Origin of the sequence: Dietzia sp. SL131 (assembly GCF_026672565.1) — a bacterium.
Classification (GTDB): domain Bacteria; phylum Actinomycetota; class Actinomycetes; order Mycobacteriales; family Mycobacteriaceae; genus Dietzia; species Dietzia kunjamensis.
Genome location: NZ_JAPPRI010000003.1, coordinates 2,690,607 through 2,711,270 on the forward strand (window position 1 = coordinate 2,690,607; position 20,664 = coordinate 2,711,270).

At 66.9% G+C, this 20,664-nt stretch carries 17 protein-coding genes and 1 pseudogene; 8 read left to right on the top strand and 10 right to left on the bottom strand.

Annotated features, from left to right (window positions below):
- Nucleotides 1-26: 26 nt before the first annotated feature.
- From OVA21_RS13575 to clpB, 9 genes are all read right to left on the bottom strand, one after another.
- A complete protein-coding gene (locus OVA21_RS13575; RefSeq protein ID WP_067719417.1) occupies nt 27-677 on the bottom strand; it encodes a TrmH family RNA methyltransferase in 651 nt (216 codons plus the stop codon).
- Nucleotides 674-1,516, bottom strand: a complete 843-nt coding sequence (locus tag OVA21_RS13580; protein ID WP_067719420.1) for an SDR family oxidoreductase — start codon at nt 1,514-1,516, stop codon at nt 674-676. Before OVA21_RS13580 ends, OVA21_RS13575 begins: the two co-directional genes overlap by 4 nt.
- On the bottom strand, nt 1,513-2,286 hold the full coding sequence (locus OVA21_RS13585) for a lysoplasmalogenase family protein (protein WP_268092607.1): 774 nt from the start codon (nt 2,284-2,286) through the stop codon (nt 1,513-1,515). Before OVA21_RS13585 ends, OVA21_RS13580 begins: the two co-directional genes overlap by 4 nt.
- Before the next feature lie 5 nt (nt 2,287-2,291).
- Nucleotides 2,292-2,849, bottom strand: coding sequence for an orotate phosphoribosyltransferase (pyrE, locus tag OVA21_RS13590; RefSeq protein WP_132062441.1), 558 nt, complete (start codon nt 2,847-2,849; stop codon nt 2,292-2,294).
- A 149-nt stretch (nt 2,850-2,998) separates the two neighbouring features.
- Nucleotides 2,999-5,362, bottom strand: a complete 2,364-nt coding sequence (locus OVA21_RS13595; RefSeq protein ID WP_268092608.1) for a hypothetical protein — start codon at nt 5,360-5,362, stop codon at nt 2,999-3,001.
- Between the two features lie 104 nt (nt 5,363-5,466).
- Complete coding sequence (locus OVA21_RS13600) at nt 5,467-6,351, bottom strand: sulfurtransferase (protein ID WP_132062439.1); 885 nt, start codon at nt 6,349-6,351, stop codon at nt 5,467-5,469.
- Between the two features lie 129 nt (nt 6,352-6,480).
- Nucleotides 6,481-7,437, bottom strand: a complete 957-nt coding sequence (locus OVA21_RS13605) for a hypothetical protein (RefSeq protein WP_268092609.1) — start codon at nt 7,435-7,437, stop codon at nt 6,481-6,483.
- 1 nt (nt 7,438) lies between these two features.
- Nucleotides 7,439-8,119, bottom strand: coding sequence for a hypothetical protein (locus OVA21_RS13610; RefSeq protein WP_268092610.1), 681 nt, complete (start codon nt 8,117-8,119; stop codon nt 7,439-7,441).
- 534 nt (nt 8,120-8,653) lie between these two features.
- Nucleotides 8,654-11,206, bottom strand: coding sequence for an ATP-dependent chaperone ClpB (gene clpB / locus OVA21_RS13615; RefSeq protein ID WP_268092611.1), 2,553 nt, complete (start codon nt 11,204-11,206; stop codon nt 8,654-8,656).
- 231 nt (nt 11,207-11,437) lie between these two features.
- Here clpB and OVA21_RS13620 point away from each other — a divergent pair, with 231 nt between their 5' ends.
- Entirely contained in the window at nt 11,438-12,274 is an 837-nt protein-coding gene (locus tag OVA21_RS13620; protein WP_268092612.1) for a hypothetical protein, read from the top strand.
- 44 nt (nt 12,275-12,318) lie between these two features.
- Here the strand turns inward: OVA21_RS13620 and OVA21_RS13625 are convergent, their stop codons facing one another.
- Nucleotides 12,319-12,933, bottom strand: a complete 615-nt coding sequence (locus tag OVA21_RS13625; protein WP_268092613.1) for a malonic semialdehyde reductase — start codon at nt 12,931-12,933, stop codon at nt 12,319-12,321.
- A gap of 141 nt (nt 12,934-13,074) precedes the next feature.
- Here OVA21_RS13625 and OVA21_RS13630 point away from each other — a divergent pair, with 141 nt between their 5' ends.
- The 7 genes and pseudogenes from OVA21_RS13630 (at nt 13,075) to OVA21_RS13660 (ending at nt 20,611) form a co-directional block, all read left to right on the top strand.
- Nucleotides 13,075-13,374 (top strand): hypothetical protein, encoded by a 300-nt coding sequence (locus OVA21_RS13630; RefSeq protein ID WP_268092614.1) that lies wholly within the window; start codon nt 13,075-13,077, stop codon nt 13,372-13,374.
- A 76-nt stretch (nt 13,375-13,450) separates the two neighbouring features.
- Complete coding sequence (locus OVA21_RS13635; protein ID WP_268092615.1) at nt 13,451-14,242, top strand: ROK family protein; 792 nt, start codon at nt 13,451-13,453, stop codon at nt 14,240-14,242.
- Between the two features lie 359 nt (nt 14,243-14,601).
- A complete protein-coding gene (locus tag OVA21_RS13640; RefSeq protein ID WP_268092616.1) occupies nt 14,602-14,751 on the top strand; it encodes a hypothetical protein in 150 nt (49 codons plus the stop codon).
- 43 nt (nt 14,752-14,794) lie between these two features.
- A pseudogene (locus OVA21_RS13645) lies at nt 14,795-15,849 on the top strand (IS256 family transposase); the annotation flags it as partial.
- A gap of 375 nt (nt 15,850-16,224) precedes the next feature.
- The gene (locus OVA21_RS13650) at nt 16,225-17,046 is read left to right on the top strand and encodes a ribulose-phosphate 3-epimerase (protein WP_268092617.1); all 822 of its coding nucleotides are present in this window, start codon (nt 16,225-16,227) and stop codon (nt 17,044-17,046) included.
- A 566-nt stretch (nt 17,047-17,612) separates the two neighbouring features.
- Entirely contained in the window at nt 17,613-18,281 is a 669-nt protein-coding gene (locus tag OVA21_RS13655; protein WP_268092618.1) for a class I SAM-dependent methyltransferase, read from the top strand.
- Nucleotides 18,282-18,331: 50 nt separating this feature from the next.
- A complete protein-coding gene (locus tag OVA21_RS13660; protein ID WP_268093158.1) occupies nt 18,332-20,611 on the top strand; it encodes an SUMF1/EgtB/PvdO family nonheme iron enzyme in 2,280 nt (759 codons plus the stop codon).
- The last annotated feature ends 53 nt before the right edge of the window (nt 20,612-20,664 follow it).

The following is a 20,664-nucleotide window of genomic DNA, read 5'->3' on the forward strand; positions in this document are numbered from 1 at the left end:
GTCGCGGTGGGCGGGCGAGATGGCGATCAGGCCGGGGCGGCGTGTTCGCGGATCCAGGCGTGCATGGCGATCCCGGCGGCCACGCCGGCGTTGATCGAGCGGGTCGAGCCGAACTGTGCGATCGAGACGGTCTTCGCGGCCCGCAGCCGCGCGTCCTCGCTCACCCCGGGCCCCTCCTGTCCGAAGAGCAGGACGCAGTCGCGCGGCAGGCTCGCGGTTTCGAGGGGCTCGGCACCGGGGAGGTTGTCGACGGCGACGACCGGCAGCCCCTCGGAGCGGGCCCACTCCATGAGGGCGCCGACGTCGGCGTGGTGGCGCAGGTGCTGGTAGCGGTCGGTGACCATGGCCCCGCGTCGGTTCCAGCGGCGGCGGCCCACGATGTGCACCTCGGCGGCCAGGAAGGCGTTGGCGGTGCGCACGACGGTGCCGATGTTGGCGTCGTGGCCGAAGTTCTCGATGGCCACGTGGAAGGGGTGCCGACGGGTGTCGAGGTCGGCGACGATCGCCTCGCGGCGCCAGTAGCGGTAGCGGTCGACAACGTTGCGACGGTCGCCTGCGTCCAGGAGGTCGGAATCCCACCGGTCGCCGGCCGGGCGCGGCTCCCCGGGATGCTCGGTCTCCCACGGGCCGACGCCGACCGCGCCCTCGCCCCACTCGGTCGGGCCCGCCGCCGTCACGAGGTCAGGCGCTGATTGGACAGCTTGACGAGTCGGCTGGGGGCGACCTGCGAGGCCAGGTACATGGCGGTGGCCTGCTTCCCGACCGGCCGGTGGACCTCGCGGCCCAGCGCCCGGCGGATCCTGCCGAACACCCCGGAGGGCTCACGCGCCGTCTGCTCGGCCAGGTCGAGGATCTCGCCGGCGACGTCGCCCTCCGTGAGGCGCACGCCCATCGTGCGCATCCCGGTGGTGTTCACGCCCTCGAGCATTCCGGTGCCCACGTACAGCGGCCACACCGAGCACACCCGGATGCCGTGGCGGGCCCACTCCAGGTCCAGTGCCTCGGTGATCCCGCGGACCGCGAACTTGGTCGCCGAGTACGTCGCCATCTCGGCCTGGCCGTAGATCGCCGACGCCGAGCAGAGGTTCACCACGGTCGGGGTGGCGGACTTCTCCAGGAACGGGAACGCGGCGCGACAGCCGTAGAGCACCCCCTTGACGTTGACGTCCACCAGCGCGGCGTCCTGCTCGAAACTCGCGTCCATGAACGGAGTGCCGTAGAGCAGGCCGGCGTTGTTGACCAGCACGTCCAGCGCGCCACCGCTACGGGCGGCGAGCTCGGTGAGAGCGGCCTCCCACGCGGCGGGATCAGTGACGTCGAGCGAACCGGTGACGATCCGCTCGTCTCCCTCGGCCCACGCACAGGGCTGGAGGTCGTACGCGCCCACGAGGTAGCCGGCGTCGGCGAACCGGCGCGCGGTGGCCTCGCCGATCCCGCGGCCAGCGCCGGTGACCAGGACCGTACGGACCGTGCCGGTGGACGGCGTGCCGGGACCCTGTGCGCCCGCGGCGGTCACGACGCGCTCCCGGCGGTACGCGCCGCGGCGGCGGTACCGGTGAGCAGCAGGAGCGCCGCGGTGGCATAGGTGTCGATCACTCCGACGTCCAGCGCCCGGGCGAGCGCGGTCCCGCCCTCGGTCTTGCGGCGGACCAGGATTAACGCGTCGCTGAGCAGGAAGACCGGCCCGGCGACCGCCAGGACCGAGGCCGCCGGTCCGTGCGACCGGTCGACGGACGTGGCCAACGCGGACAGCGTGGCGAGCAGCCCGCCGTACGCGGCGAGCGGGGCGTTGGCGCGATCCTCTGTGAGCAGCACGGCGCCCGCGACGCCGGCGACGACACCGTGCACGGCGGACTGCACCGGCTTGAACCGCAGCCCCGACCGGAGCATGAGTCCGCCCAGGGCCAGGTGCCCCGCCCCGAACGCCGCCGCACCCGCGACGAGCCTCGACTTGGACCGGCTCGCGTGGCCGCCACCGAGCATGAGGATCACGTCGCCGGCGGTGTACGCCGCTCCGGTGGCCGACAGCAGCGCGGTGTCGACCGCGGAGAGCCGACCGTCGCGCAGCGCGATCGCCAGCGCCGCCGGCACGATCACCGGCTTGCACAGCTTCTCCAGCGCGCCGACCCCGGTGGCCTTGGCGATCTCCGTCCCCACCGCGGCCGCGAGGAACGCGGGCCCCTCCGGGCGGGACGTGTCGCCGAGTGCGCCCACCCGCTCCGTCAGCGCCTGCACCAGGCGATCGCGGAATGCCCTCGTCGTCGTCGTTGTCGTCGTCGTATCCATGCCGGTCACTCCAGTCCCAGGTCGGTCAGACCCAGCAACGCGCGGTACTCCACGCCCTCGGCCCGGATCACGTCGTCGGCACCGGTCGCGCGGTCCACCACGGTGGCCACGCCCACGACCTCGGCGCCCGCCTCGCGCAGGGCGGCCACTGCCGTGAGCGGCGAGTTCCCGGTGGTGGTGGTGTCCTCGACGACCAGGACACGGCGACCGACGATGTCGGGGCCCTCGATGCGGCGCTGCATCCCGTGCTTCTTGGCCTCCTTGCGCACCACGAACGCGTCGATCGGCCGGCCGGGCGCGTGCATGATCGCCGTGGCCACCGGATCGGCGCCCAGCGTCAATCCACCGACGGCGTCGAAGTCCCAGTCCGCGGTGAGTTCGCGCAGCAGCCGTCCGATCAAGGGCGAGGCCTCATGGTGCAGCGTGGCGCGGCGCAGGTCGACGTAGTAGTCGGCCTCGCGCCCCGAGGAGAGCGTGACGCGACCGTGGACGACGGCCAGCTCGGCGACCAGCTCGGACAGTCGCGTGCGGGCCTGGGCGTCGACGGTGACGGGATCGGTCATGGGACTCCTCGCGGGGACACGGTGTTCATTGACACGGTTGTGTGGTGACACGGCTTGTGGTGACACGGTTTGTGGTGACACGGTGGGCGGAACGGCTGCCCCCGACTCTAGTCCGCCCCCGGAACGCCCCGACCCGCTGCGGCGTCGGGTCAGTCCCTGATGTCGGGCGGGAGCCGAAGCTTCGCGGTCTGCTCCACGTCCGGGTCGATGCCGGGACGCTCGCGGCCTGAGGCATCGTCCGCCTGCTCGCCGGCCTCGTGGCTGGGTCGCCCGTCCGCCTGCTCGCCGGCCTCGTGGCTGGGTCGCCCGTCGGCCTGCTCATCAGACTCCGCGTTCGGCTCCGCGTCCGGCTCCGCGTCCGGCTCCGCGTCCGGCTCCGCGTCCGGCTCCGCGTCCGGCTCCGCGCGCCGATGATGACGTCGCCCGCTCGACGGCGTCGCCCCCACCTTGGCCGCGAGGTCCGCGACCGTCAGCCGGCCCGACTCGCCCTCCTGGCTCTCCTCGGCGGCGTCGGCCCCGTGCCGGCCACCCGACGTGCGGTCGAGGTCGGAGCCACCGTCGATGCGGGCGGCGTCGAACCGCTCGACCTCGTCGCGGATCTCGTCCTCGTCGTCCTCCGAGCCGAGCGGCTTGATGCCGGCGGCGCCGGTCGCCGCGCCCGCGGCGAGCGGAGGGACCGACGCGTCCTCGGGGTAGGCCTGCCCGACACCGCGAGTCGGACGCGACAGCGGGGGCCTCGGCGCCAGGTGGTCGGCCGCCACGTCGCCGCGGGCCGGGACCGGCCCCGACGGCTCCATGATCTCGGCGAACGGGTCGGGTTCTTCGGCGGCGGGTTCCGCGGTCTGTGCTGGCCCGGCGGCGACAGCGGTGACGGGTTCATCTGCGGCCTGGTCGCCCGCAGCGCCGTGCTCGGTGTCGTCCGCGGTGTCGTCGGCGGGGTCCCCACGGTCGGCCACGACGGGCACGTCGGTCAGGTCGCGCGCCCCCCTGCGGTCGGGGACCAGGCGGAGGTGACCGGCCCGCCGGGGCTCGGGCGCCGGAGGCGACGTGCCCTCCTCAGGGGCGACGGCGGTGGCCACGCCGGCGACCCGGCCGGTGTCCGTGTCGGTGTCCGTGTCGGTGTCCGTGTCGGTGTCCTCGTCGTCGACAACGGCGAAGTCCTCCGGGTCGGGCAGCGCCGCCGTCGCCGGGGCGCCGTTCGTGCCGGTGCCGACCTCGCCGTCCATCCCGACGGTGGGGTCGGCCTCGGGGCCCGCCGCCGCGCCGGGCGCTCCGGGATCGATCTCGGAGGGCAACGCGCGGGCCCGCCCCCCGATCGGCGGGAACGGAGCCAGCACATCGGCAGCCCCGTGCAGTGCCATCACCACGTCATCCCAGGTGGAGGGGTCGTCGACCCCGTCTATCGTCGCCGCCACCCACTCGCCCTCGGCCCAGATGCGACGCACCCCGGCGGGCACCTCCCGAACGGCGTCGACCAGCCGATCGCGGTCGATGAGATCGAGACGGCCGTAGTCCGAGGTCCGGGCCTCCAGGGCGCCGACCTCGCCGGCGTCGTGGAAGCCGGGCTCGGCCTCGACGTCCGGGCGGCTCAGGTCGAGGACCACATCGGAGGCGGTGTCGCGGCGCAGCGCGAGGACGGTGCGTCCGCCGGTGACGCCCATGATCGCCCGGCGACCACGGAAGATCCCGTGGGACACGGTGCCCAGTGCGCTGAGTCCACCAGAGAAGTCCCCGTGCATGAACTCCGGCGCCGGAGTGGGGGTCGGGGCGAACTCCCGGTCCTCCAGCCAGCGCACGACCGGCGAATCCGCCAGCGGATCGGCGGGCGACTCCTCGACCGGCTCGAGCGCGGACGTACGCTGCCGACGCGCCGGCAGCAGTGCCCGGACCCGGTCCAGCAGCCGCGGCGACGACTCCGTCGTGGGCTCGGCCGGATCGAGCGGGGCGGGCTCGGCGGGGCCATCGTCGGCGACGGGGCCCGTCGTGGCGACGGCGTCCGCGCTCGCGTCCGTGTCCGCGTCCGTGTCCGCGTCGGAGCGGTCACCGAAATCGGCCACCGAGTCCGGCCCTGCCTCGGCGTCGGCGTCCGAACCGTCGGCGCCATACGCCGCCGCGGTTGTCTCCACGACATCGCGCGGCGCGTCCCCCGTCGCCGGCTGCGCGCCCACCTCCGGCTCCGGGCCGCCCTCGGCCACCTCGCGCTCGATGTCGGACGCCTCGGACCGCTGGAACGGCGCGAGACGGGGCTCGCCCGCACGCTCGGCCGAGCCGGGATCCTGTCCCACCTCATCCGCAGGCGAGTCGTGGAGCGGGACCTCGTCGTCGTCTCGGTCGTCGCGGTCTCCGTGGTCGTCGTCCGGGGACTCCCCCTCCGGCGGCGAGTCGACAGCCGTCCGCCTCTCGCGACGGGCGCCGCCACCCGCGCCGCCTCCCCGCTGCTTGGCGTCCAGGCGCAGCAGGACGAGCGCCGCGGCGAGCAGCACGAGGGCTACGAGGAACCAGATCCAGACCATGCCCCCAAGGGTAGTCAGGGGCGGCGGTGTGCCCGGCCAGGCGCAGCGGCGCGTGGGGGCGCGGCCGGATGAGGAGACGGGCGTGGGCGAGGCGCCGAGGGCGGTCAGCGGGGCTGCTCGCCGATCGAGACCGGCCGCTTCCGGTCCGCCGACCACGCTGACCACGAGCCCGGGAACAACCGACCCGCCTCGATCCCGGCGACCTCCATCGCCGCCAACGCGTGGCAGGCGTGGATGCCCGAACCGCAGTACACGACCGCGTCGGACCCACTGGTCACGCCCACCTCGGCGAACATGCGGCGGATCTGGTCGGCCGGCAGGAAGCGGCCGCGCTCGTCGAGGAAGTCCCCGGTGGGCATGTTCACCGCGCCCGGGATGTGTCCGGCGCGCGAGTCCATCGGCTCGGTGCGGCCCTCGTAGCGCTCCGGGGTGCGGGCGTCGATGAGCACGCCCCGCTCGGGCCACGTCCCGGTGTCGTCGATACCGACGGTGAGCATGTGGTCCAGATCGAAGGTGAAGTCGCCGCGCGAGACCGGGTTCCCGGGCCCCACGGCGAGGTCCTCCCCCTCCGCGATCCACGCCTTGAGACCGCCGTCGAGCAGGTGCACGTCCTTCTTGCCGGCCCACCGCATGAGCCACCAGGCGCGGGCGGCCGAGGTGTTGCCGAGGTCGTCGTAGATCACCACGCGACTGTCGTCGTCGATACCGACGCGGCGCATCGCGTCCTCGAAGTCCTCGGGCGACGGGAGCGGATGACGCCCCTCGCGGACGTTGCGCTGCCCCGCGAGGTCGCCGGGCAGGTCCAGGTACTGCGCGCCGGGGATGTGGCCCGACCAGTAGTGCTCCCGGCCGTTCGCGTCCCCGAGCTGCCAGCGCACATCGAGGATCACCGGGGGAGGCAGCGTGACGACGTCCTCGATCAGCTCACGCGCCGTGACGAGGAGGGGGCTGACCTGGGTATCGGTGGCGGGGGCGGGTTCACTGGTCACGTGCCCAGGGTAGTCCTTACGACGACGAGGTGGCGGGTCCCGATCGACCCGCCGTGAGCGGTCTCACGTGAACACCCGGCGGTGGGCGGCGCGCCCCGGCGCGGCCCCGCCGCCACAGGGAACCGCGGTTCAGGCGGCCGCAGGCCCGTCGCTGCGCGGGGCGAAGACCTCCAGCGGCCCCGGCGTCAGCTGCCACATGATGTCTGCGGCCTCCTGTGCCGTGTCGGCGAGACGCTCCAGCTCGCGCTGGCCGGCCGCGGGGCCGTACTCGCGGAGGAGTTCCGAGGCCTCGTCGAGCAGCCTGGCCACGTAGGTCCCGTAGGCCATCCGGTCCACGAGTGTCCGGGGGGCCGGGTCGTCGATCACCGATCCGCACTGCATGGCGGTCGCCGAGAGCAGCTGAAGAGGGACCAGCTCGAGCGGGGTCAGGGGCCGCGGGTCGGGGATCACCCCGACGCCGTCTCCCATGTCCACCACCTCCCTCGCGTGGTCGGGCCGCGGGGCCAGGTCCCGCTCGAGGAAGAACTCGAGGACGTCGTCGATCATCGTCGTCTCGTCGTCGGGCAGCGCGTCGTCGGGCAGGCCGGCGTCGGCATCGGCCGGGCCGCGGGCGACGTCCCCCTCCGCCCGGGCGATCGACCGGGCGAGAGCCCCGGCGGTACTGGCCGCCCAGCCGAGCTGCTGGCGGGCCTGTTCGAGTAGGACCCAGGCGGTGGTGGGGTCACCCAGCTCGCGGCGCTGGCGCAAGGACAGCTCGACCAGCGTGCTCATGGTGCAGAGCTGGTCCACCATCCTGCCCAGGTGGCGGGCCCGCTCAGAGGCCTCCTGACCGCGGCCGGAACCGTCCGGGGCGATGTCCGTGAGCCAGGTGGCCAGGTCCACGGTGAGGTACTCCACCACGTCGAGCGTGTAGTCCATGCCCCGGTCATGCTCCTTGCACAGGTGGGCAGTCGTGTACAGGACCGGGGACCCTCCCGTCAGGTCACCGTCGGTCGGGCCCCCGACCGTGGGCGGCGGGGCGGGCGGGGTGGGGTCGGTCGGGTCGGGGTCGGTCGGGTCGGGGTCGGTCGGGTCGGGGTCGGTCATCTCAGGCCACCTTTCGGGGGTCGCGGTCTGTGGTGACGGAGTCGAGGAGGTCGGGAGCCAGGTGGTGCACCCAGAGGCCGGGTTGCCAGAGCCTCGAGGCCTGCCACTCCCAGCGGGCGACCTCCACGTGGGTCCGTCGCCTCCTGCGAATGTCGGCGACGCAGTCGGCGTGGTCCGCGTCCGCACTGACGAGGATCGCCGCGTCGGTGAGGCCGTCATCCGTCCACTGCGTCAGCAACTCCTGGACCGCCGCGTCCCCGTTCTCCTCGCGATGTCGACGGATCGGAACCACGGTGTCGTGCGGCGTCCGGTCTCCCGCGCGGGCCTCCTCGGCCGCGGCCCTGACCGAGACCATCCCGGGGTCGATCAGGGTGACCCGGGGGTCGCGGGCCCACTGTCGCGCGGCGGCGTCCTGGGCGGCGCGGGCCGCCGGGTTGGCGGCTCTCTCGTGCCTACCCAGGATGATCCCGATCCGCACCGCCCCGCCCGGCCGTCGGCGCCGGGCGACAACGCCGTCCGCGAGGCGGGGCATGTCGAGTGTGAATGTCGAGAGGGGGCGTCGCGAGTAGCCGAAGCCGTCCGCGGCTCCGAGTAGGACATTCCATCCGTCCACGATCACCGAGACGGATTCGGTGCGGGTGTGGAGGAAGGGCGCGATGTTCGAATGGTGGTCGTTGTTCACGAGGGCTCCTGTGGCTTCGGGTCGGCGGGCCGGGCGCCCGTCGACCACAAGAGGACCACACCTTTCAACGCAGGTCAAGCAGCATTTTCGCCGGTAAAGTCCCAAAAAAATCCCGGATTCGAGCAGAGTCTGTTTCCCAGAGATCCCTTCTCTTTCCCGGACCGGAAAGGCCCTGGAATGTTCGAATAAGTGGTGCGGGGCAAGAGTCCGGACGAATCGATAAATCGGTAAATTTCCTACCAGCGGCGATGCGCCCGGCCCACCTCCGCCGCCCCGGTCCGCGGCAGGTGCGCACACCTCTGGCACCCGCCCCGGAGGCCCGTCCCCGGGGCACGATCACGGGCCTCGACCAAGTCCGAACGCCCCCCGGGGGGGGGACGCCCCGACCGCAGCCGCCCACCTCGAGAATCGTCTGTGTGATATTCATCACAGAGACGTCGAGGGGCCGTCCGTATCCCCGACATGACGAGAGACGGGCCCGACCACCATTCACGGTGGTCGGGCCCGTCAGGCACCGGACTCGTCAGACGCCGGTCAGTCGAGGCTGAGCGACTCCCCGTCCTCCGCCAGTGACACGGTGACCGTGTCACCGTCACGGACGTCGCCGCCCAGCAGGGACCGGGCGAGCTTGTCACCAATCGCCTGCTGCACCAGCCTGCGCAGCGGGCGGGCGCCGTAAGCCGGGTCGTAACCGCGCCGGGCGAGCCAGCCCTTTGCGGCGTCGTCCACCTCGAGCGTGAGGCGGCGACCCTTGAGGCGTCGCGCGAGCTCGTCGATCTGGATGTCGACGATCGACTCCAGCTGCTCCTCGCTGAGTGCGTCGAAGACCACGACGTCGTCGAGCCGGTTGATGAACTCCGGCTTGAACGCGCGCTTGACCGCGTCCATCATCTGCTCCCGCGTCCCGCCCGCGCCCAGGTTGGACGTGAGCACCAGGATGGTGTTGCGGAAGTCGACCGTGCGCCCCTGCCCGTCGGTGAGGCGACCGTCGTCGAGCACCTGCAGGAGGATGTCGAAGACGTCCGGGTGCGCCTTCTCGACCTCGTCGAGCAGGACGATCGTGTACGGCCTGCGTCGCACCGCCTCGGTGAGCTGACCGCCGGACTCGTAGCCGACGTAACCCGGAGGGGCACCCACGAGCCGCGAGACGCTGTGCTTCTCGGAGTACTCGCTCATGTCGATCCGGACCATGGCCCGCTCGTCGTCGAACAGGAACTGCGCGAGCGCTTTAGCCAGCTCGGTCTTGCCCACGCCCGTCGGGCCGAGGAACAGGAACGACCCGGTGGGGCGGTTGGGATCGGCGACCCCGGCGCGCGCGCGGCGGACCGCGTCGGAGACGGCCTGGACGGCCTCTCTCTGACCCACGACCCGGCGACCGAGTTCATCCTCCATGCGCAGGAGCTTCTCGGTCTCACCCTCGAGCATCTTCCCCACGGGGATTCCGGTCCACGCGGAGACGACCTCGGCGACGTCCTCCGGGCCGACCTCCTCCTTGAGCATCGCGCCCGCCGCGGCCTCGGACTCCTCGGCATCCGCGAGCTGCTTCTCCAGCTCCGGCAGACGCCCGTAGCGGATCTCGGCCACCCGCGCGTAGTCGCCGTCACGCTCGGCCTTCTCGGACTCGGTGCGCAGGGCGTCCAGTTCCTCCTTGATCTTCTGCACGCCCTCGATGGCGGTCTTCTCGTTCTGCCAGCGGGCGGTGAGCTCGGCGAGCTTCTCCTTGGCGTCGGCCAACTCGGCCTGCAGGGCCACCAGTCGATCCTTGGACGCCGCGTCGGTCTCCTTCTGCAGCGCCACCTCCTCGATCTCGAGTCGACGGACGATCCGCTCGGCGGCGTCGATCTCCTCGGGCCGCGAGTCGATCTCCATCTTGAGGCGGCTGGCGGCCTCGTCGACGAGGTCGATCGCCTTGTCCGGCAGGAACCGCTGGGTGATGTAGCGATCCGAGAGCGCGGCGGCGGAGACCAGGGCGGAGTCGGTGATGCGCACACCGTGGTGCACCTCGTACCGCTCCTTGAGGCCGCGGAGGATCCCCACGGTGTCCTCGACGCTCGGCTCTCCCACGTACACCTGCTGGAAGCGGCGCTCAAGGGCCGCGTCCTTCTCGATGTACTTGCGGTACTCGTCGAGGGTCGTGGCGCCGACCAGTCGCAGCTCACCACGGGCGAGCATCGGCTTGATCATGTTGCCGGCGTCCATCGAGCCCTCGCCGGTCGCTCCCGCGCCGACGATCGTGTGGATCTCGTCGATGAACGTGATGATCTGCCCCTCCGCCGCCGTGATCTCGTCGAGCACCGCCTTGAGGCGCTCCTCGAACTCGCCGCGGTACTTCGCGCCGGCGACCATCGACCCCAGGTCCAGCGAGAGCAGGGTCTTGCCCTTGAGGGACTCCGGGACGTCACCCGCGACGATGCGACGGGCCAGCCCCTCGACGATGGCGGTCTTGCCGACCCCGGGCTCGCCGATGAGCACCGGGTTGTTCTTCGTGCGGCGGGAGAGGACCTGGACGACGCGCCGGATCTCGGAGTCACGCCCGATCACCGGGTCGATCTTGCCCTCGCGGGCACGGGCGGTGAGGTCCGTGGCGTACTTCTCGAGAGCCTGATACTGGTCCTCGGGGTTCTCCGTGGTCACGCGCGTGTTCCCGCGGACCGCCGTGAACGCCGCCTTGAGGGCGTCCTCGGTGGCACCGAGCTCCGTGAGGAGCTTGGCCGCATCGCCACCGGTGTGACCGGCCGCGATCCCGACGAGGACGTGTTCGGTGGAGACGTAGTCATCGCCCATCTCCGCCGCGAGGGTCTGGGAGTAGTTGATGACGGCGAGGGCGTCCCGGTTGAAGTTGGGGGCGGCGAGCCCCGAGCCGGACGCCTTGGGGTAGCCGCCGACGAGGCCCTTCGCCTGGGTCAGGGCGAGCTGCGGGTCCACCCCGCAGGCCTGGAGGAGGGGACCCGCGATCCCGTCCTGTTGTTCGAGCAGGGCCACGAGCAGGTGGCCCGGACGCACATCCGGGTTGCCCGCCGCGGAGGCGGCTTGGACTGCGGCCGACAGAGCCGCCTGGGTCTTGGTCGTGGGGTTGAACTGGCTCATCGACCGGTCCTTTCTTCGACGTATTGTTGAGCGTACTGGAATCAAGACCGGCCCACATCAGGACCGGACAGTCCGTACAACTGCCGAACAGTTGAGTCTATTCCGCTCAAGTCAGGGAATCCGGTGTGAACGCCGCCACCACGTGAGTAGATTCTTAGCGGTACCGCGAGGCCCCTCCCTCGCATCGACCCAGGACAGGCCCCCGTTGACCCCCTCACCCCACCCCGCGCCGTGAACAGACAGCGATCCGTTCATCCCGCCGTCAGCTTCTCCGCCTACTTGCTGGCGATCGTCGTACCGCTCGTCCTGGCGCTGGCGGTCGTCGGATCCTCGCCGGCACTCCTGGCGATGGTCCCCGAAGAGCACCGCGGCACCGTCGCCTCCTTCGGCGAGGGCGCAGCCCGCGTGTCAGGCGGGGACGGCGGCCTGTTCAGGCCGGCCCACGCGGATGCCGCCAACTCCACGGTCCCGGGGACGGCCGTCCCGCTCCGGGGCGAGTGGTCGCCTCGCCGCGCCGCTGACATCCAGCCCCCTGCCGGGCTGATCGCGGGGGTCGACTACGCGGTCGAGGCCACCGAGGACGGGTACCTCGCCCATTGGCCGTGCGAACACGAGATCCCCGTGCGCTCCTACGACGCGCCCCCGGGCAGCGAGTCCGACCTCGCGTGGGCGGTCGAGACCCTCGCCTTCGCCAGCGGCCTCCCCCTCAGGTATGCGGGGCCCGGTGCCGAGGGAGAGCGCGAAGGCGACGGCGCCATCTCCGTGACGTACGGCGACCACCCCATGTTCCACACCGACCCCGAGATCGCGGGGCTGGGCGGCGTCACGGTGTGGCCGCGAGGGTTGGTCCTCCGGGGCTCGGTGACCCTGCGGCCGGATCAGATCAGCCCCGTCCCCGGGGACGCCTGGACCCGCAGCCTGACGCTTCACGAACTCATGCACGCCGTGGGCGTCGACCACGCCGTGGCGCACGGGCCCGAGGTCATGGCGGAACGACCGGGCCCGCACCCTCCGACGATCCTGGGCTACGGCGACCAGTTCGCGCTACGACTCGTCGGCTGCCTGTGACGCGCGGGCTGCCCGGCACGCTCCAGCTGCGGGTGACGACCCCCTCAGAGGGTCGTGACGACCTCGTCGTAGTCGAGTCGCGGCAGCCGGTCGAACCAGGCGTTCTCCGCCGGCGTGCCGATGTTGACCGCCACGAGGACGCGGTGGCGCCCGTCGGGGAAGAACTCCGCGGCGATCCCCTCGGCGTCGAACCCGGTCATCGGGCCGGCGGCGAGACCCGCTGCGCGGATGCCCAGGATGGTGTAGCCGACCTGCAGGCTCGCGTTGAGCTCGGCCACACCGGCCCGCGCGGCCTCGTCAGCGAACAGGTCGCGGGCGCCGGGGAAGTGGGGGAAGAGCCGGGGTAGTTCGTCGTGGAAGTCCACATCGGCGGCGAGCAGCGCGACGGCCGGCGCGGCGGCGGTCTTGGCCCGGTTGCCCTCGGCCAGGTGCGGCAACAGTCGGGCCTTGGCCTCCTCGGACCGCACCACGACGATCCTCAGCGGCTGGTTGTTCATCGACGTCGGGGCCCACTTGACCAGGGCATAGATCGCGCGGAGCTGCTCGTCGGTGACGGGCTCGTCGGTGAACGCGTTGGCGGAACGGGCCTCCCGGAAGAGCAGGTCCTGCGCAGCGGAGTCCAGGGTCAGGGCGGTCGGGACCTCAAAAGATGTTGTCATATCTACTAGAACTCCCGATGCGCTCCGCCGAATCCCGGTCGAATGGTGATGTACGTCACGTCGCGGGCTTACCCTCAGCTCAGCGTCTGAACACTTTCATCGTCCACCCGCCTCGTCGCCGTCACCCCCCGGAGGTCTCCCATGCCCACCCGCACCCGACCCGCGATGCTGGCCGCCCCGGTCGCCACCGCCGTCCTCGTCCTGGCGTCCCTGACCGGCTGCAACGCCATGGACCCCAACCAGGGCGGCGACACCACCTGCGGCGACTACATGGAGATGCCGCCGGAGGACCAGCGCGAGGTGATCACCACCTTCCTCGACGAGAAGGGGCAGTCCGATCCCGCCGGCATGGAGGTCACCTTGAACCAGGAGTCGGCCAAGCTCTACTGCAGCACCGTGGGCCAGGCGAGCGATCCGATCCGGAACATCGATACCGGGTAGCACCCCAGCACACCCAATAGCCCGCCCGCTACGAACTATTGGTGACAATGGTCGGAGTGGAACAGGAGGCGATCTGATGAGGAACGGCGTGGTCGTCGACATCGGCGGCAGCGGGACGCGGATCGGTGCCGTGGTCGACGGCCGTGTGGTGGGGGTGCACGGGGCCGAGGTGGCCACCGCCGAGGACCTGGCCGGCGTCATCCGCGCCGTCGATCCCTCCCCCAGCGGCGTCGGCGTCTCGGTCAGTGGCCACGTCGACGCCGACCGCGGGGTCATCGAGGCCTCCCGCGCCGCCGCCTGGGCTGAGGGACCGATGCGCTCCCAGCTGGTCTCACTCCTGGACGCCCCGGTGTCCGTGATCGGCCACGGCGATGCCCATGCCCTGGCCCTGACGCAACTGCCCGACGTCGAGTTCGGCGGCATCGCCATCTCGCTGGGGACCACCCTGTCCTTCGGCGCGCTCAACCGCCACGGTGCGCTCATCCATCCGTGTGGCCACACCGGGTGGGACCTCGGTCACTGGCGCCTGGTCGTGGACGGCGGTACCACCGAGGCGTGGTGGGGCCTGGGCGGGCACGGGCTCTACGACCTCGAGCGGGAACACGGCGACGGCGCCGCCGAGATCTACGCCCATCGAGTGGGGTCCTTCGTGGTGGACGCCGTCCAGCTGTTCCGGCCCCGCACGGTACTGCTCACCGGCGGGATCGTGGTGGGCCTGGGCGAGGCGCTGCACGGGCCGGTCGCCGAGCAGCTGCACACGCTGCCGCACACGATCCCGGCGCCGCGGGTCGTCTTCTCCCCCTCGCGGGACACCGCGCTGTTCGGGGCCGCGGTGGCCGCGGGGTTGGCGATGCCGGCGGTGCGGTGACCGGGAAGGCACGTACTGAGTTGCTCATTCTGTCCCGTTCGCGTGGAGACGGCCACCCACCTGGTCACAGCAGGCCGTAAACGACGCGTACTTACCCCGGTGCTCGGCCACCGTCCGCAGCGCCCGCTCTTTGAGCGCGGAGTCGATCTTCTTCGTAAGACAGCAATCCTCCTCTACTCGAAAAGGAAGGGGCGGAAAACCTGAAGCGGTTCGGACAAGCCCTGCCTGGGATCCGGGTTTTCGTCCACCCACCGCACGATCGCGTTCTCCGGTGGGTCAGATACAGGCCGCAGATGTCGGTGGTCTTGCTGACCAGCTCAGGATCGGTAGAGAACTGGAAAGACTCAGCCTTCCACTCCTTGGTCCTGGACGCACGCCAGGCTGTAACCAACGTGGAGCCCGAGACCTTCGACCTCGCCGAGCAATGCCCCCATAGCGTGTGTAACTCGGTGGCCGAGATCGTCTCCGACATCCGTGCCGTCGACGGCTGCAGATCGGCCACCGAGTGATCCTTCGAGTCAACCGTTATAGAATCCTCGAGGAGTCATCGCTATGACCGCACCCCATACTGTCGACCTTGCAGGCCTTCTTGGCCAAGCCCTCGCCGAGGCATCACCGGATCTGATGCGCGAACTGCTGCAGAACATGATCAACGCCCGGCCGTCCGCCGATGCCGACAGCGTGTGCGGAGCCGAATGGAACGCCCGCACCAGCCAGCGCAACGGATACCGCCACCGCTCTCTGGACTCCCGAGTCGGCACCGTCGAGATCGCCATACCCAAGCTCCGCTCGGGCAGCCACTTCCCCGAATGGCTGCTCGAGCGCCGCAAGCGGGCCGAGTCCGCCCTGATAACGGTCGTGGCCGACTGCTACCTCGCTGGCGTGTCCACCCGCCGGATGGACAAGCTGGTCAAGACCCTCACCATCGACTCGCTGTCCAAGTCCCAGGTCTCTCGCGTGGCCGAACACCTCGACGAGCAGGTCGCCGCGTTCCGCCACCGCCGCCTGGACGAGGCCGGACCATTCACCTTCGTCACCGCCGGCGCGTTAACGATCAAGGGCAGCGAGAACAACCGGGTCGCCGCCGTCCCGCCGGCCGTCGGAGTCAACGGCGACGGCCACCGCGAAGTCCTCGGCATGCAGGTCGCCACCTGCGAGACCAAAGCCCCATGAAGCACCTTCTTTGCCAACTTGGTCGCCCGCGGCTTGGGCGGAGTCTGCCTGGTGACCTCCGGCGCCCAGGCCGGGCTCGTCGAGGCGATCGCCGCGAACCTGCCCGGAGCTGCGTGGCAGCGCTGCCGCACCCACTACGCCGCGAACCTCATGGCGGTGTGCACCGATTCCATGTGATCGGCCGTGAAAGCCGCGCTGCACAGCGTGTATGACCAGCCCACCCCAACGCGGTGCATAAGCAATTCGACCGACTCCTGGAGTACACTGACAGTGGCCTGCCTGAGTTCGCCGACCACCTCGACGATGCCCCCGATGATCTGCTCGTGTTCAGTACCTTCCCCGACGGCGTGTGCCGCCAGATCTGGTCCAACAGCCCCACCGAGCGGCTCAACCGGGAGATCGGCCGGCGCACCGACGTCGTGAGAATCTTCCCAACCGCGAGGCGGCCTCCCTCGGCAAATAAGACCCTCGCACAGGCTTAGCGACCCCACGGAGCTCCGCAACTAAGAACACAGACAGGTGATGCTGGGAAGTGCTCCACTTGCGAGACAGGGAACGGTGCGCCGCGCAGTGCAAGCGAGATGCTCTACAATCGTTGTAGATGGCAGGGCAGCCAAGTATTTTACCTGTGCCTTCACAGACGCACAAGAGGACACCGCCGATGAACCGTCCGACAATGCGCACATCCCCCAGAATCGCAGGACTCGAGAAACTCTATACACCTAGTAAGATGAACCCAGCGCCGACACCACCCGTGGCGCGGCACGTCTTGATAAGCTATCAGAACGTTAACCAATAAAGGAGTCCAAATGACAATACTAGTCGCTTCAATACTTGACGCCGACCACCTGCGACTTGCCGAAGAAATCCGGCTAGCCGAAGACGCAGGCGTGGACGCTTTTAGCTTCGACGTTATGGATGGTCACTTTGTACCTCGGATCGAGTTAGGACCCCAATACGTAGCTCAACTACGGCAGGAAACAGACCTTCCCCTCGAGGTGCATCTTATGATCAATGATCCTGAGAGTTTTGTTGAGGTATACTGCGATGCTGGACCGGATCTTGTGTCGTTCCACTTTGAAGCCGCCAAGAGCCCAGAACAAATTATAAGTTACATTAAGGGCCGCGGATTATTAGCGGGAATCGCAGTCAAGCACGAAACTCCTTTGGAAACAATTCCGAACAGCTTGCTTTCTCAAGTGGACCACGTTTTACTACTCGCTGTCCCTGCGGGCTTTGGCGGCGCGCCAGCGGGAGAAAGTGCCGTCCATCGCATCCGCAAGATGCGCGAACTACTTGTGCAGTCTTCCAACGAGAACGCCACGATCGAAGTAGATGGCGGAGTGAAACCCCAAACGACCGGCATTTTCGCCGAAGCGGGTGCGGATCTGGTAGTCATCGGTACTGGCATTTACAAATCTCCCGACTATGTGGAAGCGGTAGCAGAAGCAAAGCAGAATATCGCTTTGCATAGTCAACAATTCGCCAATTCCCCGAGGGAGGCGTCATTCATGGCGAAACCCAGCCTCGGATTAGCGTCCGATAAGAACCGCAGGGAGAGGCTAGAGCGATTGAGATCGAACCTCGACATTCCGAGTCGAATCTGGGATCCACTGTCGTCACCACGGTAACGACGAAGCGAAAGACGATTTCAGATGGGTTTGAATGAGCTCGCAGCATGGGCGACTATAATCCCAGTGGCGATAGCAATGGTGGCATGGAGTTCTAGACGGTTGCGACCCATTTGGAGGCGGCTAGGAAGAAAAGCTCAGCGTGTTAGCCGCCTGCGCACCGTTAATAAATCGCAGAAGAACTCTCAAGACTTACCGTATCAAAACGAATCCGGAATGGTATTCCAGGATGGAATCTACAGAAAAGAGCCTCTATCTAATCACGAGGACTGGAACAAGGTAATGCGCCGGAGGCTTCTATGTCCAGAATTAGTGGTTTTCGGACAGTCGAATGAACGCGCGTGGACAAAGCGAGTGCTTACAAGCGGCGAGCCGCCGGTGTTGATTGAAGTTGTTACCTTAGACGGCAATATTAAGAGGTGGCCGGCGCACGAAGTCGCCGCACTAGACGAACTGTCGAGCAATGCCCGCATATTGGGATCTTACGCGGAGTATTCTAAGCTGTCTGCGGGCGATCTTTAGTGGAGGCGCCACTAGTATTTTCACCAAGAAGACACCGCTACCACTTGGCGCTATCGAAGCTTTCAGCTCCGGTGTATTCTATTGCGGATATTGGCGGATATAGGTCCCGCGCGGAAATCATTACCCAGTACGGGATTTCGGCTGAGTACACTGCAGTTAACTCGAGTACGGCTTGGTACGGTCCTGAGGAAATCGATGTGCAGTGCTCTGGAGAGAATGTTCCGCTACCGGACAATAGCTACGATGCTGTCATCAGCGTTGACACTCTGGAGCATATTGAGAGCAAAGGAAGAAAACAAGTCATTTCAGAGATGTGTCGCTTGTCGCGAAACTTCGTCGTGGTGGTGGTGCCGTTCCTGGGGTCCAGTCTGAAGATGGACGAGGAGATCCTTCTTGAGATAACCCGTTCGGGCGGAATTTGTGATATGCCATCATTATTGGAGCACACACAGTTTGGACTGCCAGAACTCGATGATTTAAAAGAATACGCCGACCAGTTCGATTTGAGTATCGAACCAGCCACACCACGACGCCTGTACTGGGCTGGCCAGCTTGCGATGGCCATAAATCACGTTTCCCTGGGCAACGGGGCGCTTGATGTAAATGAAAAGGTGCTAATCTGGCAGGAAAAGTATTTACAGACATGTCCAAAGCCGGTGGATTTCAGTGACGCCTACCGCGCGGTCATGTATAAGGGTGGCGTTCCTGAATGACGCGCAACTTAGATGCTGCCGAACGCGTATACATTGAGGACTGCGTCAGTATGGCGCAGGCGCGAAAGGCGGCGTGGTCATTCGACCAAACTATTACAGGTGGATATCGAGTTGAGCCTGTCATTGGTAGAATAGAATTAGCGCGCCGAGACCTAGGGGAGGTGTGGTTAAGTCATCGCTTTCTACTTTTGCGCGGGGACGCGGGAATGGGTAAATCCACTGTTCTCTCCCGAATACTTCACAGGGTTTCCGAAGATTATCCAATTCTAGGTACGGTCCCATTCCTGGCGGAGTTTGGGGCTCTTGAATCTACGCGAAGTTTAGCTGATTATGATTCCATTGAGGATTTAGCACTTGAATTTTTCCCGTCGGACGTGAAAGGTGAAAGCAACCGGTCGATCTTGTATCGCGCAGTGCAGGAAGAGCGGGCGACTCTTCTCCTAGACGACCTCCCGACCGACCCAACTCAACGCAACCATATAATGGGTTTGCTGAACAAATTTGCCCGACGCCATTCTAGCGAAAAAAATCGGCTTGTAGTAACGAGCACGCTCTCCGCTTCAAGCGCCGGTAGTTTTAGCTCCAACTATTTCGAATCCTATCAGCTAGCGCCCTTGGCTGATGAGGACATCGTGAGGTACGCGATGACGAGAGAAAATGAACTTGGGGGCGGTGCTTCGATAGATGCGCTACTCCGGACAGTCTTCGACGATCCGGACTTGAGAGACTTGTGCAGCGTACCTGCCAATCTCACATCCATTTGTTCAGAATGGGCATCGCGCCAGGTATTTTCAAAAATCGAGGTTCTCGAAGAGATTATATGGTCGAGGGCCAGTAAAGCTTCGAGCCAAACCGCTAGTCAAGAAAAAGTCTCGATGGCGCTCGACGCCTTATCGAGTCTCGCCTTTTCCATTAAAGAATCTGGCGGCGACGGCACCGAGTTCAACACGGCTTCATTGGGTCAGTTGTCTACTCGGATCGGATTCGACATAGCCAGGCTACTTTCTCCTGGTGTAATATATCCTTTTTCATTTAGTCGTTACGCTTTTTCCTCAGGGTTAATTAGAGATTATCTAGCCGCACGATCCTTAGCAGTACAGTTCGTTGAGGCGGCCACTTCTCAGTCTCCGCCGTCTTTCGGCGATTGGGCCGACGAGCGGACAATAGCATTGTGTTTAGGGGTTTTGTCTGAGTTGCTTCTACGGCCCGATATTGCGGAGGCTGCGGTTAAGCAATCGATTGCCGATAAAATCGAGGCGAATCGCATTCTGGTGGTTTCCCAAGCAGTCTGTCGCGGGCTAAGCAAGAGGCTCGAATCAGCCTTGTGGCCTTCATTAAAAGCCGGGTTGAATGATCTTTCCTCGATTGGGTCGAATGGAGCCAACAGGATAGCTGCTCGTCGACTCTTAATGCGGCATTCGAGTGCGGTCCAACCTGGCTTGGGCTCGCTCAAACAGCAGTTATCATTCATGCCGTCTGGGTCAATATGGCTTAAGACGGATCAGCAGATCCCTAGCAAAGTGGGATTAGACGTATGGTTTGCAAAGTACCCTGTCACCGTCGGGCAATTTCAGGAGTTTATCGATGATCATGGCTACCGCCGGCGGGATCTATGGACCGAGAGGGGTTGGGAATGGGTAATCGAAGAGCACGTTGCTCGATTGCCCATTATGGCGAGCCGCTTTACCCATCCCGCCCAACCTGTAGTTGGTGTCACATGCTACGAGGCAGAGGCGTATTGCGCTTGGCTTCAACGCAGATTGGAGGAGCGTTTTGGAGATAGCTCGCTGATCGTGCGACTGCCGAGTGAAGTGGAGTGGATAGCTGCGGCGAGGGGGACGACTCAACTGCCCTCTGAATTTAGATCGATCGCGATGGAGGATGTTTGGAACTCATCTGAGGTCGAATGGCCAGTTCTGGATCGTGATAACCCGTCACCTTTTCGATCCACTCCTTGGGAGACTGGCAACGAATGGCCCCTCATCGGAGTTTTGCAGGATGCTCCCCCGGTTGTAGGCACTTTTCCTGAGTTAAGTGGTCCATACGGAGCAGAAGACCTAGTCGGAAGCATATGGCAGTGGTTAGCAACGAGTTGGGGCGCGGCTTGGGACGGGGAGCCTGCTCCCCTGGGTCAGAGCTGTTCCCACGATGACGTCTCTCTTCCCCCGGATGTTCCGCGGATGGTGAGAGGGGGATCCTACCTGGTGACTTCCCTCGAAGGTGGGAGAGAGTCAAACAAGCACCTTTCGATCGACTACCGGGCACGCAACTACCCCGATATAAGGCACACAACTCACGGCTTCCGCGTCTGCATAGCCAAAAAGCACTAGGGGCGCTTTCCACTCTCGCGGTGACATCTTCGCTTTCCAGACCATTCGAGCGT